This window comes from Streptomyces sp. SLBN-31 (genome assembly GCF_006715395.1).
Classification (GTDB): Bacteria; Actinomycetota; Actinomycetes; order Streptomycetales; family Streptomycetaceae; genus Streptomyces.
Window position 1 is genome coordinate 2,881,836 of the sequence record NZ_VFNC01000002.1, and the last position, 13,284, is coordinate 2,895,119.

Here is a 13,284-nt window from a genome sequence, read left to right on the forward strand (position 1 = left end):
CCGTGAACCGCCCCACATGACCCACATCACCCACGGTCCGACCTAGTAGTGCATATCGGACGCCATGCCCACGACATAATGGTGTCTGACCTGCACTTTGAGAGCCAGATCACAACCTTGCCCGCACCCCAGATGCGGCCACAACTAGTAAAAGCGGTCTTTGCGGACATCTCGCGAGCCTGTTTCTCTGGACGACGTCGCACGGCGCCGACGTGCCCCCAGGGCCTCGGCGCCGACGCACGACCCGGGTCCCCGGACCCGGTCCGCGTCCGGCACCCTGTCCCCGAAGAAAAGGTTTCCCGTGCTCGTCTCCCGCATCGCCCGTCGCATCTCGTCCCCGAAGAAGGCTCTCGCCGGTGTCGCCGTGGCCGCCGCCACCACCGGCATGGTGCTGACCGCGGCCCCCGCGCACGCGGCGACCGCCAACTCGGCCACCGAGGCCAGGGCGATCGCGCACCAGATGATCCCGAACGCGGCTCAGTACGCCGCCTTCAGCAAGATCGTCGAGCACGAGAGCGGCTGGAACGTCACCGCGACCAACTCCTCCTCCGGCGCCTACGGCCTGGTCCAGGCGCTGCCGGGCTCGAAGATGGCCTCCGCCGGCTCGGACTGGAAGACCAACGCCAAGACCCAGATCAAGTGGGGTCTGGACTACATGAAGTCCCGCTACGGCAGCCCGACCGGCGCCTGGGCCTTCTGGCAGGCGAACGGCTGGTACTGAGCCGCGACAGCAGCATCACGGACGAGGGGCGCCTCCCGTGCCGACGGGCACGGGAGGCGCCCCTCCGCCGTACCCGGGCCACCGGTCAGTTTTCGAGAAGCCCCCGCGGGCGCCGCTTCCTAGCATGAGATGGCAGCGAGACGGCCCCACGACGGAGGAGACCTGCCATGGCCACCAAGGCGAAGACCGACGAGAAGTACGACGGCTTCACCGCCGAGGAGCGCGACGCGATGAAGGAGCGCGCCAAGGAGCTGAAGTCGACCGCACGCGGCGGCTCGCGCACCTCGAAGGCGAAGGCGGACCCGGAGGCCGAGGTACTGGCGAAGATCGCCGAGATGCCTCAGGAGGACCGTCTCCTCGCCGAGGGCATCCACGCCCTGGTCAAGGCCGCCGTGCCCGAGCTCCAGCCGAAGACCTGGTACGGGATGCCCGCCTACGCCCGGAACGGCAAGATCGTCTGCTTCTTCCAGCCGTCCGGCAAGTTCAAGGCCCGCTACTCCACCCTCGGCTTCAACGACCCGGCCAACCTCGACGACGGCGAGATGTGGCCGACCGCCTTCGCCGTGACCGCCCTCACCTCCGAGACCGAGGCCCGGATCACCGACCTCGTGCGCCGGGCGGCGAGCTGAGCGCGTCGAACCAGCGCGTCACCTGCGGCGCCGACACGGCGAACGACCCGAAGTGGTCCACGTCCCCCTGGTTCAGCACCGGCACCGGCTCGCCGTGCCCGGCCAGCCGTGCGGCGCAGCTGTCCGCGTTCCCGATCGGCACGTCGGTGTCGGCCGCCCCCGCGTACAGCCGCACCGGCACCTCCGGCTTCCAGTCGCAGGTGTGGTCGGCGGCGCGCATCGCGGCCAGCAGCGGGCCGCCCGGGTGCCGCATCCGCTCGTAGAAGGCGGGCGTGAGCAGCTGCTTCACCGAGGGCGCCAGTCGGCGGACCACGTCCTCCTCCTCGTGCGTTCCGTCGAAGAGGGCGGTGACCCGGCCCGCGTAGGGTGCGCGGAAGACCTCGGCCGGGTCCTTGTAGAGGGGGTGCAGCCGGTTCTGGGCCGTCAGCCAGTAGGAGATGTACAGCACGCCGCTGGTGTCGTTGACCCGCCCGTCGTACAGGGCCGGCATCTCCTGCCCCTCCAGGTCGTAGGGGCCGCTGATCGGTGCGAGCGCCTTCAGCCGGAAGTGCTCGTCCACCCCCGCGTGCAGCGCCCTTCCGAGTGCCATCGCGACCTGACCGCCCTGTGAGAACCCGGTGGCGTACACCGCACCCGTCAGCGGCCGTCCCAGTCGGCCGGCCGCCGTCCGGGCGGCCCGCAGCATGTCGACGGACGCGGTGACGGAGGAGCGGGTGTCCATGTAGGGGTGCGGCCCGGGCCCCTCCCCCAGCCCCAGGTAGTCGGGAGCGGCGACCGCGCGCCCCGCGCCCGCGTTCAGGTACGAGGGCACCCGGCCGAAGTCCTCGCTCGCGGAGGGCGCGTAGCCGCGCTTGACCATGGTGCCGTGGGTGTCGGAGACGAGGTCGAGGCGACGGGCTCCGCCGGTGGGCAGCGTGAGCAGGCCGGTCGCGGTGGTCGGCTTCCCGTACGGGTCCACGGTCCGGTACGTCAGCCGGTACGCCCGTACCCCGTACCGCACGGGGTCGGCGGCGATGCCCCGCTCGTCGAGGAACCGCCTGACCTGCCCGGCGTCGTGGTGGGCGACGGGGGTGACGGAGAGGAGCCCGCCACGCGCGGACGGCCGCCCGTCCGCCGCCGCGACGGGCGCGGCCGCGAGCCCGGTGAGCAGGAGGGCGGCCACCGCGGCGAGCCCTCGTCGGGTAGGCCAACCGGTGTGTTTTCCAGGTGATTTGCGCGTCTCATCACTCATGCCGCGAACGCTACGGACGCGCGGGTCGCGCCGACATCCGAGAGTCCCCCGCCCGCATGGTGGACTTGGGTGCACCCTGCCCGTCCGGACGACCGGAGACCCAGTGAGTGAGAGCGCCGACGGACACGAGACCCGCGGACTGCGGCTGGTGCCCGTCCTGTTGGGGCTGACGGTGGTCAGCGGACTGATCGACGCGGTGAGTTATCTGGGCCTCGGGCACGTCTTCACCGCGAACATGACCGGCAACGTGGTGGTGCTGGGCTTCGCCGCGGCCGGTGCCCCCGGCTTCTCCATCCCGCACACGGCCACCTCCCTGGTCTGCTTCCTCGCGGGCGCGGTGGCGGGGGGCCGGGTCGCGCGACGGCGGGCGGAGGGCTCGCGCCGTACGTGGGCGCGGCTGATCCTGGCGGCGGAGGCGGCCCTGGTGGGCGTGTCCGCACTGACGGCCTTCCTCGCCCCGCACGCGACGGCCACGGTCTACTCCCTGATCGCCCTGACGGCCTTCGCGATGGGCCTGCGCAACGCCACGGTCCGCCGGCTCGGCATCGCCGACCTGACGACCACGGTCCTCACCATGACCCTGACGGGCCTGGCCGCCGACTCCCGCGCCGGCGGCGGCCGGGGCACCCACTCGCCCCGCCGTACGGCCTCGGTGATCGCGATGGCGGCGGGCGCCTGCCTGGGCGCGTGGCTGGTCATCCACCACGGGCTGGGCATCCCGCTGCTGGTGGCGGCGGTCGCGGCGGGCGTGCTGGCCGCGGTGGCTTCGGGGCGGGAGTAGGTCCGTTCGCCCGCTCCCACTACACCTGGGGACTGACACCCCCGGCCTTCGCCGCCCGGCGGGATCTCCACTCCTTTCTGGCGAAGAGGAACCGCAGGGTGCCGACCGCCAGGAACAGCAGCCCTATGCCGCCCCGGGCCAGGCCTCCCACGGTGAAGAACCAGTAGAAGGCCAGGCCGGCGAAGAACGCGCAGACCGCGATGACCAGGGGCTCGCGGATGTAGAAGGGCAGGACGCGGAGGATCAGGTTGATCAGCATCGGGCAAGTCGACCAGCCCGGACTTCACCTGTCCACAGGCTTTCTACAGCCTCTGGATGATCGTCCCGGTGGCCAGCCCGCCGCCCGCGCACATGGTGATGAGCGCGAACTCCTTGTCCGTGCGCTCCAGTTCGTGAAGTGCCGTGGTGATGAGCCGGGCGCCGGTGGCGCCCACGGGGTGCCCCAGCGCGATCGCGCCGCCGTTGACGTTCACCTTCGCCAGGTCCTGCTCGAAGACCTGCGCCCAGCTCAACACCACTGACGCGAAGGCCTCGTTGATCTCGACGAGGTCGATGTCCTTCAGCGACATGCCCGCCTTGCCCAGTACCGCGCGCGTCGCGTCGATGGGACCGTCGAGGTGGAAGTGCGGGTCGGCGCCGACCAGCGCCTGGGCCACGATCCGCGCCCTCGGCCGCAGCTTCAGCGCCCGCGCCATCCGCTTCGACGCCCACATGATGGCCGATGCGCCGTCGCTGATCTGCGAGGAGTTGCCGGCCGTGTGGACGGCCGTCGGCATGACCGGCTTCAGGCCGGCCAGCGCCTCCATGGACGTGTCGCGCAGGCCCTCGTCCCGGTCGACGAGCCGCCACATGCCCTGTCCGGCGCGCTGTTCGTCCTCGGTGGTCGGGACCTGGACGGCGAAGGTCTCCCGTTTGAAGCGCTCCTCCGACCACGCCACGGCGGCCCGCTCCTGCGAGATCAGCCCGAGCGAGTCGACGTTCTCGCGGGTGAGCCCCCGATGGCGGGCGATCCGTTCGGCCGCCTCGAACTGGTTCGGCAGGTCCACGTTCCACTCGTCCGGGAACGGCTTTCCCGGCCCGTGCTTGGACCCGGACCCCAGCGGGACGCGGGACATCGCCTCGACACCGCAGCTGATGCCCACGTCGATGACGCCCGCCGCGACCATGTTGGCGGTCATGTGCGAGGCCTGCTGCGAGGAGCCGCACTGGCAGTCGACCGTTGTCGCCGCCGTCTCGTACGGCAGTCCCATGGCCAGCCAGGCGGTGCGCGCGGGGTTCATGGACTGTTCGCCGGCGTGGGTGACGGTGCCGCCCACGACCTGTTCGACCGCGTCGGCGGGGATGCCGGTGCGGCCGAGGAGTTCACGGTAGGTCTCGCCCAGGAGGTAGGCGGGGTGCAGGTTGGCGAGCGCTCCGCCGCGCCTGCCGATGGGGGTGCGTACGGCTTCGACGATCACGGGTTCCGCGGCCATGGGGGGATCCTCTCCTCCGGTACCCGCGCGGCGCGGGGGCGTCCCGGCCGGCCCCGCCACGCTGAACTAGTACGTGTTCTAGTTCTGCCAGCAGTCTGCTGACAGGGCGCGCACAACCGCAAGGGTCGTGCAAGCAATTGGGCCTGCCGTACCCCTTGCACCTTGTAGAACCCGTTACTACCTTCACGGCAAACCTGATGGACCGTCAGAACACCGGCTGGAGTGAGTCGCCCATGCCCTGTCCAGCTCTGCCCGACGGGTTCGACTTCACCGACCCCGACCTGCTGCAAGCCCGTGTGCCCCTGCCGGAGTTCGCCGAGCTGCGCCGGGCCGAACCCGTGCGCTGGGTTCCCCAGGCGGGCAACATCGCCGGCTTCCGGGACGAGGGCTACTGGGCCGTGACCCGGCACGCCGACGTCAAGTACGTCTCCACGCACCCCGAGTTGTTCTCCTCGTACCTCAACACGGCGATCATCCGCTTCAACGAGCACATCGAGCGCGACGCGATCGACGCCCAGCGGCTGATCCTGCTGAACATGGATCCGCCCGAGCACACGCGCGTCCGCCAGATCGTGCAGCGCATCTTCACCCCGCGCGCGATCCGGGCGCTGGAGGACCGGCTGCGCGAACGCGCCCACACCATCGCCCGCTCCGCCCGCGGCCGCTCCGGCACCTTCGACTTCGTCACCGAGGTCGCCTGCGAACTGCCGCTTCAGGCCATCGCGGAGCTCATCGGCATCCCGCAGGACGACCGGGCCAAGATCTTCGACTGGTCCAACAAGATGATCGCCTACGACGATCCCGAGTACGCCATCACCGAGGAGGTCGGCGCCGAGTCGGCCACCGAACTCATCGCCTACGCCATGAACATGGCCGTGGACCGCAAGGGATGCCCGGCCAAGGACATCGTCACCACGCTGGTCGCCGCCGAGGACGAGGGCAACCTCAACTCCGACGAGTTCGGGTTCTTCGTGCTGATGCTGGCCGTGGCCGGCAACGAGACCACCCGCAACGCCATCACCCACGGCATGCACGCGTTCCTCACCCACCCCGACCAGTGGGAGCTGTACAAGCGGACGCGGCCCGAGACGGCGGCCGAGGAGATCGTCCGCTGGGCGACCCCGGTCAACGCTTTCCAGCGCACCGCCACCCAGGACCTCGAACTCGGCGGCAGGCGCATCCGGAAGGGCGACCGGGTGGGCATCTTCTACGCCGCCGCCAACCACGACCCGGAGGTCTTCACCGACCCCGACACCTTCGACATCATGCGCGACCCCAACCCCCACCTCGGCTTCGGCGGCGGCGGTCCCCACTACTGCCTGGGCAAGTCCCTCGCGGTCCTGGAGATCAACCTCATCTTCAACGCCATCGCCGACGCCCTGCCCGGCCTCACCCTGGCCGGCGACCCCGACCGCCTGCGCTCCGCGTGGATCAACGGCGTCAAGCACCTGATGGTCGAGACCGGCTGACCGGCATCCCGGTTGCTCGGGCCGGCGGCCTCCCGGAGCCGCCGGCCCGTCCCGCCGATCTCGAGGGAGGCAGGAGCATCCCCCTACGCCCCGCTTCTGCCTCCCCCGAGGCCGGCGGCGACGGCCTCCTGGGGCGGATCACCGGCACCGACCGCCACGGCCGTACGGGCCCGCGGTCCCTGCAGCAGGTACGCCAGTCCGAAGCCCACGCCCACGACCGCCGCGCCGCCCACCGCGTCCAGCACCCAGTGGTTGCCGGTGGCCACGATCGCCGAGACCGTGAAGAACGGGTGCAGCAGGCCCAGCGCCTTCATCCACCACTTGGGCGCGATCACCGCGATCACCACCCCGCACCACAGCGACCAGCCGAAGTGCAGCGAGGGCATCGCGGCGTACTGGTTCGTCAGCGCGGTCAGGGTGCCGTAGTCCGGCTTGGAGAAGTCCTGGACGCCGTGCACGGTGTCGATGACGCCCAGGCCGGGCAGCAGGCGCGGAGGGGCCAGCGGGTAGAGCCAGAAGCCGACCAGGGCCAGCAGCGTGGCGAAGCCGAGCGCCGAGCGCGCCCAGCGGTAGTCGACCGGGCGGCGCCAGTACAGCACGGCGAGCACGGTCAGCGGCACGACGAAGTGGAACGACTCGTAGTAGAAGTCGTAGAAGCCCCGCAGCCAGTCGATCTTCACGACCGCGTGGTTGACGGCGTGCTCGATGTCCATGTGCAGGAACCGCTCGAGGTCGAGGATCTGATGGCCGTGGTGCTCGGCCCGGGTCCGCCCCGCCTCGTTCGAACCGCCCGTGGCCGCGAGCCTGACCTTCTGGTACGCCGCGTACGTGACGCGGATCAGCAGCAGCTCCAGCAGCAGGTTGGGGCGGGTGAGGACGCGGCGCAGCTGGGGCAGCAGCGGCACGTGCCGCAGGCGCGCCGGGACCGGCTCGGCGTAGTCGGTCGGGACCGGCGCCTGGTAGTACGGCGAGGTGCGGGGCAGGAACGGCACGACCGTGGCCGCGGCGAGGGCGGCGAGCAGGACGACGTTGTCACGCAGGGGGTCCATCGCCGCCATGTTCGGCAGCATCATCTTCGCCGGCAGCGTCATCACCAGGACGACGGCGACCGGCCACACGTACCGGTCGGAGGCCCGCTTGCCGACCCGCCCGACGACCCCGAGCAGCACCCACAGCAGCTGGTGCTGCCAGGTGGTCGGCGACACGGCGATCGCCGCGCAGCCGGTGATGGCGACGGCGAGGAGGAGCTGTCCGTCGCGGGCGTGGTGCACGGCCCGGCGGACGCCGACCACGGCGACGGCCGTGCCGAGCGCGAAGAACAGGCCGATCTCCAGGGGCCCGGTCAGCCCCAGGCGCAGCAGGGCGCCGTGCAGGGACTGGTTGGCCAGGTCGTCGGCCTTGCCGCCGAGCCCGGTGCCCGCCATGTGGTGGACCCAGTAGGTGTACGAGTCGTGCGGCATCGCCGCCCAGGCGAGCGCGGTGAGCGCGACGAACGTGGCACCGGTGGAGACGGCGGGCCGGCGCCGGCCGGTGAACCACAGCAGCGGCGCGAAGAGCAGGATCGTCGGCTGGAAGGCGGCGGCGACGCCGATCAGCACGCCGCTGGTGCGCTCCCCGCGCACGATGAAGCAGCCGACCAGCACGAGCAGCACCGGCAGGATGCTGATCTGGCCGAGCCAGAGCGCGTTGCGGACCGGCAGGGACAGCATCAGCAGGCTGATCGCGACCGGCGCGCCCAGCAGCGAGGTGCGCCGGCTCACCGGCTGGGGCAGGGCGCGCGCGGCGACCAGGCCGAGCGCGACGACCAGCAGGAGAGTGCCGAAGGTCCAGCCCCAGCCGAGGGCCTGCTCGGCCGCCCGGGTGAGCGGTTTGAGGACGAGCCCGCCGAACGGCGTGCCGGTGAACCGCGTCGAGTCGTACAACGAGCCCTTCACATGCAGGACGCCGTTGGGACCCACCCAGGTCTCCAGGTCCGTCAGCCGCTCACCCCGGGGTGTACCGAGGACGACGGCCACCTGCCGGACGGCGAGGACGGCCGCGACCAGCCACAGGGCCAGGCGCGCAGCCCGCAGCCGGCCCCCGCCGGCCGTCGCCCCCAAGGCTCCCGCCGGTCGCCCGCTGTGCTCCACGTTCGCCACGCCTCGTCGGCCTCCCGCCCCGATGTTCCTGTGAGCCCCCACAGAGAGACGCAGGCTACCCCGGCTTCACCTGACGTCCGTTCTCCTTTTGTCTGGATGACGATAGTGCGCCGGGGGGTCGGTTGCCTCGGTGGGACGCGAGATGGATCACAGCCGATCCTCGCGGGAAGCGCTTCGGGCGGGCATACGAGCCTGGACACACCGCATTTACCTGCACTGTGCAACGACTTGTGTGCGACACGTGAGGGCGACAAGTGCCCCTATGGTCGATTTTCGGCCCCCGTCACCGTCGCCGGGCGGGCCGCGTCCCTGTCCCCGTCGAAAGGTAGGCGAGCGAGTCTTGGCGACCGCCGCAGTCCCCGCTCCCCCGGTACGCACCCCCCGCACCTCCGATGCCACCGCCACCGATCCCGCCCCCGTCCGGCGTGCCGTGCAGGCCGCGGCGCTGGGCAACGCGATGGAGTGGTTCGACTTCGGTGTCTACAGCTACATCGCGGTGACGCTGGGCAAGGTCTTCTTCCCGTCCGGCAACCCCACCGCCCAGCTGCTGTCCACGTTCGGCGCCTTCGCCGCGGCCTTCCTGGTCCGCCCGCTCGGCGGCATGGTCTTCGGGCCGCTCGGCGACCGCGTCGGCCGGCAGAAGGTCCTCGCCCTCACCATGATCATGATGGCGGCGGGCACCTTCGCCATCGGCCTGATCCCGTCGTACGCCACCATCGGCGTCGGCGCGCCGCTGCTGCTGCTCCTGGCCCGCCTGGTGCAGGGCTTCTCCACCGGCGGCGAGTACGCGGGCGCGTCGACCTTCATCGCCGAGTACGCCCCCGACAAGCGGCGCGGCTTCCTCGGCAGCTGGCTGGAGTTCGGCACGCTCGCCGGCTACATCGGCGGCGCGGGCCTGGTCACCCTGATGACCGCCCTGCTGTCCTCCCACGAGCTGCTGAGCTGGGGCTGGCGCGTCCCGTTCCTGATCGCGGGCCCGATGGGCGTCATCGGCCTGTACCTGCGCATGCGCCTGGAGGAGACCCCGGCCTTCGCCGCGGAGGTCGCCAAGAGCGAGTCCACCCGCCCGAAGGTCCCGCTGCGCGAGATGATCACGGGGCAGTGGAAGGCCCTGCTGCTATGCGTGGGCCTGGTCCTGGTCTTCAACGTCACCGACTACATGCTGCTGTCGTACATGCCGAGCTACCTGACCAGTGAGCTCCACTACGACGAGACGCACGGTCTGCTGGTCGTCCTCGGCGTCATGGCGCTGATGATGATCGTCCAGCCCTTCGCGGGCGCCCTGACCGACCGGATCGGCCGCCGCCCGGTGATCGCCGCGGGCTGCGCCGGCTTCCTGTTCCTGTCCGTCCCCGCGGTCCTCCTGATCCGCCAGGGCAGCCTGGCCGCGGTCGGCCTCGGCATGGCCGCGCTCGGCCTGCTGCTGGTCTGCTTCACGGCCGCGATGCCGTCCGCCCTGCCGGCCCTGTTCCCGACCCGGGTCCGCTACGGCTCCCTGTCGATCGGCTTCAACGTGTCGGTGTCGCTGTTCGGCGGCACGACCCCGCTGGTCGTCACGGCCCTCATCGGCGCGACCGGGAACATGATGATGCCCGCCTACTACATGATGGCGGCGGCCGTGATCGGCGGCGTCGCGGTGTGGTTCATGGCCGAGTCGGCGGGCAAACCGCTGCCGGGTTCGGCACCGGCGGTGGAAGGGTAGGCACCCGGCACCCCGCCGTTCCGCTCCGGTCGCACGAAAGGCACAGGTGAATGAGCGAGTCGCTGTGGCACGACGTGGACGACTACTTCACCGCCCACCTCGCGCAGGACGACGAGGCCCTTCGGGCCGCCCTGCGCGACAGTGCGGCCGCCGGACTCCCGCCCATCGCCGTCACCGCGCCCCAGGGCAAGTTCCTGCGGCTCCTCGCCGAGATCCAGGGCGCCCGCACCGTCCTGGAGATCGGCACCCTGGGCGGCTACAGCACCATCTGGCTGGCCCGCGCCCTCCCGGAGGACGGCCGCCTGGTGTCCCTGGAGTACAGCGCCGCGACCGCCGAGATCGCCGTCCGCAACATCGCCCGCGCCGGCCTGGACCGGCTGGTCGAGGTGCGGGTCGGCCCGGCCCTGGAGTCGCTGCCCAAGCTCGCCGACGAGAACCCGGCCCCCTTCGACCTGGTCTTCATCGACGCCGACCGGGTCAACAACCCGCACTACGTGGAGTGGGCCCTGCGCCTGACCCGCGCCGGCAGCCTGATCGTCGTCGACAACGTCGTACGGCGCGGCCGGGTCACCGACGCGGCAAGCACCGACCCCGAGATCCAGGGCGTCCGCGCCGCCGTCGAACTGATCGGCAGCCACCCGAGGCTGAGCGGCACGGCGATCCAGACGGTCAGCGGCAAGGGCCACGACGGCTTCGCCCTGGCCCGAGTGCTGTAGCCGCCGGGCCCGCCCCGGCTAGAACTCGTGGTAGAAGCCGACGTTGACGCTCCTCGGGGCGGTGCGGTCGCGGACGACGATCTCGCCGTTGCCGCCTCTGGGCAGCGTCACCGTGCCGCCGTAGGCGAGGGGCTGGGCGTACTCGCCGACCACCAGCCGGACCTCGGAGGAGGGATCGGCCTGCGAGCCACGCAGCCAGGTGACCTGCCAGGTCCCCTCCGGGCCGCACTGGAACTCCAGGTGCACCCGGGACACGAACAGCCAGTCGTCGGGCGTCACCAGACGGCACAACGCCCTGTCCCGGCCCACCCGCAGCACGGCGCCGGGCTCGCTGGGCGCGTCGGCCATCTGCATGCCGGCCGTGGCCCCCTCTTCCGCCGCGGCGACGGTGGCCATGGTCAGTTCGAGCACGTGCGCTCCTCTTGAAGTGGTCTTACGCAGCGGCCGCATGATAAATCGCCCGGGTCTGCGGCGTCCGGCACAATGAAGTCATGACCGAGCGAAAGCCACCCGGCGTCCCGTTCGAGTCCTGGGTGGACAAACAGATCCGGGAGGCCGAAAGGCGCGGTGACTTCGCTCAACTCGCGGGCGCGGGCAAGCCGTTGCCGCCCGGTACCGACACCACGTACGACGAACTGTGGTGGATCAGGCAGAAGATGGCCCGCGAGGGTCTGTCGGTACTGCCTCCGACCCTGGCCCTGCGCAAGGAGGCCGAGGACACGCTCGCGGCGGCGTACGCGGCCCCTTCGGAGCGCATCGCGCGCAAACTGATCACGGACGTCAACGTCAAGATCCGCAACATGATGTTCAAGCCGCCGCCGGGACCCCCGCTCGGGATGAAGCCGTACGACGTCGAAGAGGTCGTACGGCAGTGGCGGGAGCGCCGCACGGCGGCGGGGAAGGCCGAGGAGACCGCGTAGGTCCCCTCGGCCGGGTGGCTGTCCGGGTCAGCCGTGGAGCAGGCGTTCGGCCAGCTCGCGATAGTCCCTCAGGGCCAGCCTGAGCTGTTCGGTGTCCGTCCGCGCGGCCTCGTCCGCGCCGCCGGACTTGCCGTCCTGCCAGGACATGCGCAGGGTCCGGCGCCGCCGGGTGACCGCCTCGGCGAACCGCCCGGCGATCTCCTCCAGCACCTGGTCGGCCTCCTGCACGGCGTCCCGGGGACCGTCGACGAACCCCGCGACGGCGTGCCGCAGCCGCGCCTCCAGCTTGTCGCACTCGTCGTGCGGGAGCAGCCGGGTCCCGGTGGCGGCGCCCCCGGCATCCGTTGCGCCGGCGCGGGAGCCGTGGCCGCCGATACCGGTGTCCGTACCACCGGTATGCGAGCCGGACCCGCCGATACCCGTGTCGGTGCCACCGGTATGTGTGCCGGACCCGCCGATACGGGTGTCCGTGCCACCCGTGTCCGTCCCGGGTGTCGTGCCCGCGGTGGAACGGCCGGTTCCGGAGGTGGGCGTACCGGTGTGCGCACCGGCGCCCGTGTCGTCGTACGCGCTGCCCGCCTCGGCGTCGGTCGCCTCGTGCGGCGTGGGCGCGACGACCCGGCGCTCCGTCCCGACCCCGCCTCCTCGCCCGGTCTCCTCGGGCGCGGGCGTCGTCCGCCCGCCTTCCCGCTCGGTCTCGCCGGGCGTCGGGGTCACCGTGCGGCGATGGGTCCCGTCGTCGCCCTCAGAACCCCTGGCACCGGCGCCGGGGCCGGTCACAGCGTCCGTCATGTCGCTCAACTACCCTTCGCGTGACGTCGGTTGAAGGCCCACGGCAGATGGCCGCGGCTCTCGTGGTGCCCGTTGCCGCGCGGGTCGCCGTCGGCGGCGGCCTCGTCGCCCCGCTCGGCCCGCTCGGCGTTCGCGCCGCGGTGCCGGGTGGAGGACATCAGGTCCTCGAAGAGCGAGCGGGCCTCGACCATGGCCTCACGCATCTCCTCGGTGTCGGACCGGTCGCCGTCCTGTCCGCCCGCGCCTACGCGGGCGACCCGGTGGACGTGCCGGTAGCCGTGGACATGGTGGGCGTGGTGGACGGACAGCGCGGCGAGCTGCTCCTCGTACTGGCCTCCGTCCGGGAAGCCGCGCTCGGCGGCCAGCTCCGCCAGCAGGCGGTCCGCCTCGGCGACCGCCTCCCGGGGCGCGTCGACGAACCGCTCCTGCGCGGCCGTCCAGCGGGCCTCGTACTGTTCCCGCCGGCTCGCGTCGAGCGGCCGCTCACGCAGCGAGCCGTGCCGCTCCACGCGCTCGGTGAGCTCGCGCTCGGCGGCCGTGGCGTCCCCGTCGTGCCGGGCCACCGTCCGGTCGTATTCGGGCCCGAAGCGGCGCTTCAGGTCCCGGCCGCCGTGCGGGCCCTTCGCACGCAGGGCAAGGACGGCCGCGACAACGACCACGGCCGCCACGATCACGATCAAAGCAATGATCATGCCTGTGGACATGGGTGCCTT

General features: G+C 71.7%; 14 protein-coding genes. 7 read left to right on the top strand and 7 right to left on the bottom strand.

The window, feature by feature from the left end; translation table 11 throughout:
• Nucleotides 1-301 precede the first annotated feature (301 nt).
• Together FBY22_RS33150 and FBY22_RS33155 are read left to right on the top strand one after the other, a co-directional pair.
• Nucleotides 302-721, top strand: coding sequence for a transglycosylase SLT domain-containing protein (locus tag FBY22_RS33150; RefSeq protein WP_142151664.1), 420 nt, complete (start codon nt 302-304; stop codon nt 719-721).
• A 167-nt stretch (nt 722-888) separates the two neighbouring features.
• A complete protein-coding gene (locus FBY22_RS33155) occupies nt 889-1,350 on the top strand; it encodes an iron chaperone (RefSeq protein WP_142151665.1) in 462 nt (153 codons plus the stop codon).
• Here FBY22_RS33155 and FBY22_RS33160 read toward each other — a convergent pair.
• Entirely contained in the window at nt 1,319-2,581 is a 1,263-nt protein-coding gene (locus FBY22_RS33160; protein ID WP_142151666.1) for an alpha/beta hydrolase, read from the bottom strand. The genes FBY22_RS33155 and FBY22_RS33160 overlap by 32 nt on opposite strands.
• Before the next feature lie 103 nt (nt 2,582-2,684).
• On the opposite strand from FBY22_RS33160, the gene FBY22_RS33165 reads away from it, so the two are divergent.
• Nucleotides 2,685-3,362: a YoaK family protein gene (locus FBY22_RS33165; protein ID WP_260845238.1), complete on the top strand. Its 678-nt coding sequence runs from the start codon at nt 2,685-2,687 to the stop codon at nt 3,360-3,362.
• Nucleotides 3,363-3,381: 19 nt separating this feature from the next.
• On the opposite strand, the gene FBY22_RS33170 is transcribed toward FBY22_RS33165, so the two are convergent.
• Nucleotides 3,382-3,621: a hypothetical protein gene (locus tag FBY22_RS33170; RefSeq protein WP_142151668.1), complete on the bottom strand. Its 240-nt coding sequence runs from the start codon at nt 3,619-3,621 to the stop codon at nt 3,382-3,384.
• Between the two features lie 43 nt (nt 3,622-3,664).
• Nucleotides 3,665-4,834 (bottom strand): steroid 3-ketoacyl-CoA thiolase, encoded by a 1,170-nt coding sequence (locus tag FBY22_RS33175; protein WP_142151669.1) that lies wholly within the window; start codon nt 4,832-4,834, stop codon nt 3,665-3,667.
• A 233-nt stretch (nt 4,835-5,067) separates the two neighbouring features.
• Here FBY22_RS33175 and FBY22_RS33180 point away from each other — a divergent pair, with 233 nt between their 5' ends.
• Entirely contained in the window at nt 5,068-6,303 is a 1,236-nt protein-coding gene (locus FBY22_RS33180; protein ID WP_142151670.1) for a cytochrome P450, read from the top strand.
• A gap of 83 nt (nt 6,304-6,386) precedes the next feature.
• Here the strand turns inward: FBY22_RS33180 and FBY22_RS33185 are convergent, their stop codons facing one another.
• The gene (locus FBY22_RS33185) at nt 6,387-8,441 is read right to left on the bottom strand and encodes a bifunctional glycosyltransferase 87/phosphatase PAP2 family protein (RefSeq protein ID WP_260845239.1); all 2,055 of its coding nucleotides are present in this window, start codon (nt 8,439-8,441) and stop codon (nt 6,387-6,389) included.
• 340 nt (nt 8,442-8,781) lie between these two features.
• Between FBY22_RS33185 and proP the strand changes: the two genes are divergently transcribed.
• Both proP and FBY22_RS33195 read left to right on the top strand, forming a co-directional pair.
• Complete coding sequence (gene proP, locus FBY22_RS33190) at nt 8,782-10,143, top strand: glycine betaine/L-proline transporter ProP (RefSeq protein ID WP_142151671.1); 1,362 nt, start codon at nt 8,782-8,784, stop codon at nt 10,141-10,143.
• 50 nt (nt 10,144-10,193) lie between these two features.
• Nucleotides 10,194-10,859, top strand: coding sequence for an O-methyltransferase (locus FBY22_RS33195; protein WP_142151672.1), 666 nt, complete (start codon nt 10,194-10,196; stop codon nt 10,857-10,859).
• An 18-nt stretch (nt 10,860-10,877) separates the two neighbouring features.
• Here FBY22_RS33195 and FBY22_RS33200 read toward each other — a convergent pair whose 3' ends face one another.
• Nucleotides 10,878-11,270, bottom strand: a complete 393-nt coding sequence (locus FBY22_RS33200; RefSeq protein ID WP_142151673.1) for an FHA domain-containing protein — start codon at nt 11,268-11,270, stop codon at nt 10,878-10,880.
• Between the two features lie 80 nt (nt 11,271-11,350).
• Between FBY22_RS33200 and FBY22_RS33205 the strand changes: the two genes are divergently transcribed.
• On the top strand, nt 11,351-11,779 hold the full coding sequence (locus FBY22_RS33205; protein WP_142151674.1) for a DUF1992 domain-containing protein: 429 nt from the start codon (nt 11,351-11,353) through the stop codon (nt 11,777-11,779).
• 27 nt (nt 11,780-11,806) lie between these two features.
• Here FBY22_RS33205 and FBY22_RS33210 read toward each other — a convergent pair whose 3' ends face one another.
• Together FBY22_RS33210 and FBY22_RS33215 are read right to left on the bottom strand one after the other, a co-directional pair.
• Nucleotides 11,807-12,571 carry a hypothetical protein gene (locus FBY22_RS33210; protein ID WP_142151675.1) on the bottom strand — a complete coding sequence of 255 codons (765 nt, stop codon included), beginning with the start codon at nt 12,569-12,571 and terminating at the stop codon, nt 11,807-11,809.
• Nucleotides 12,572-12,576: 5 nt separating this feature from the next.
• On the bottom strand, nt 12,577-13,275 hold the full coding sequence (locus FBY22_RS33215; RefSeq protein WP_142151676.1) for a hypothetical protein: 699 nt from the start codon (nt 13,273-13,275) through the stop codon (nt 12,577-12,579).
• Nucleotides 13,276-13,284: the final 9 nt, after the last annotated feature.

What these genes read in the sequence shown, in the direction of transcription:
- FBY22_RS33205 (WP_142151674.1), top strand. Translation starts at nt 11,351, where the DNA reads ATGACCGAGCGAAAGCCACCCGGCGTCCCGTTCGAGTCCTGGGTGGAC.
- FBY22_RS33175 (WP_142151669.1), bottom strand. Translation starts at nt 4,834, where the DNA reads ATGGCCGCGGAACCCGTGATCGTCGAAGCCGTACGCACCCCCATCGGC.
- FBY22_RS33160 (WP_142151666.1), bottom strand. Translation starts at nt 2,581, where the DNA reads ATGAGTGATGAGACGCGCAAATCACCTGGAAAACACACCGGTTGGCCT.
- FBY22_RS33180 (WP_142151670.1), top strand. Translation starts at nt 5,068, where the DNA reads ATGCCCTGTCCAGCTCTGCCCGACGGGTTCGACTTCACCGACCCCGAC.
- FBY22_RS33215 (WP_142151676.1), bottom strand. Translation starts at nt 13,275, where the DNA reads ATGTCCACAGGCATGATCATTGCTTTGATCGTGATCGTGGCGGCCGTG.
- FBY22_RS33155 (WP_142151665.1), top strand. Translation starts at nt 889, where the DNA reads ATGGCCACCAAGGCGAAGACCGACGAGAAGTACGACGGCTTCACCGCC.
- FBY22_RS33195 (WP_142151672.1), top strand. Translation starts at nt 10,194, where the DNA reads ATGAGCGAGTCGCTGTGGCACGACGTGGACGACTACTTCACCGCCCAC.
- FBY22_RS33170 (WP_142151668.1), bottom strand. Translation starts at nt 3,621, where the DNA reads ATGCTGATCAACCTGATCCTCCGCGTCCTGCCCTTCTACATCCGCGAG.
- FBY22_RS33210 (WP_142151675.1), bottom strand. Translation starts at nt 12,571, where the DNA reads ATGACGGACGCTGTGACCGGCCCCGGCGCCGGTGCCAGGGGTTCTGAG.